Here is a 1,115-nt window from a genome sequence, read left to right on the forward strand (position 1 = left end):
GAATACTGCAAGCAGCGACCAAACTGATAATGATGAAATTAAAGTGGATGTTTCTCAGTACCCTGAGCTTTTGGCCAAAGCCCTCGAGGCGCACGGAGGGCTTGATACCTGGAGAAATTTTGGCACATTAAGATATGATAAGGTATCTTCTGAAGGCAATAGTGAAAATCACATAATCAACCTTTACAATAGAAAGGTATTAATCGATAGAGACACCACTCAAATCGGATTTGATGGCAAAGAAGTGTGGGTATCACCTAACCTTGAGTCATTTGGAAGTGGCTCTGCGAGATTCTATCACAATTTATATTTTTACTTTTTCGGCATCCCTTTCTTACTTTCAGACCCGGGTATCATGTACGAAGACCTAGGTACTCAAACAGTAAACGGCACTGATTACCGAGCTTTAAAAGTTTCTTATGGCGAAGGTGTTGGTGACTCAGATGAAGATTTATACATCGCCCATTTCAACCCTGAAACTTACAAATTAGAACTTTTGCTGTATACCGTAACGTATTATAGTGGTGAGAAAACCGAAAACTATAACGCACTTGCTTACTCAGATTGGCAACAGGTAAATGGTCTTGAGGTCCCTAAGAAGTTTGTAGGTTACAAATATGCAGATGGCAAATTAGGTGACAAAAGATACGAAGCTAGCTTTGATAATGTAAAGTTTGAGGAAAAAGTACCTAACCCCGAAATCTTTAAAATGGCAGAGAATTCAGAAATTGACAGCTTAAAAACTAAATAAACATTATACCTTAAAAGAGGACTTATTACAGTCCTCTTTTAAGTTCCATATCACTTAACTCGAGATTTAAGGCCTTGGTGCTTATTTGTAGCTCCCGAAGTGATATACCTAGAGATATCATCAGCAATATCATACTTATACCAAAGCTGTAGTTGCCCAGTCGCTGTGCATCCTGAAATAACATAAACATGCTCAGAATGCATAAAAAGAAGCTTGAAACACCAAATACCTGCATGCCTTTAATCAAGCTTAGCCTCGTTCTTAAGTTTTGAATCTGCCCAATTATAATCTTATGATTTGGGTTTTCCTGATGCTTTTTATGCAAGTTTCTGATCAGTGTGGCTATTGCCAAAAACCTATTGGT

General features: G+C 38.0%; 2 protein-coding genes. One reads left to right on the forward strand and one right to left on the reverse strand.

The window, feature by feature from the left end:
* Positions 1–751: DUF6503 family protein (locus E1176_RS20260; RefSeq protein ID WP_185152515.1), on the forward strand; the 751-nt coding region annotated here is incomplete at its 5' end.
* 25 nt (positions 752–776) lie between these two features.
* Here the strand turns inward: E1176_RS20260 and E1176_RS00770 are convergent.
* Positions 777–1,115: DUF2721 domain-containing protein (locus E1176_RS00770; protein WP_155208684.1), on the reverse strand; the 339-nt coding region annotated here is incomplete at its 5' end.

Origin of the sequence: Fulvivirga aurantia, from assembly GCF_009711475.1 — a bacterium.
GTDB lineage: Bacteria > Bacteroidota > Bacteroidia > Cytophagales > Cyclobacteriaceae > Fulvivirga > Fulvivirga aurantia.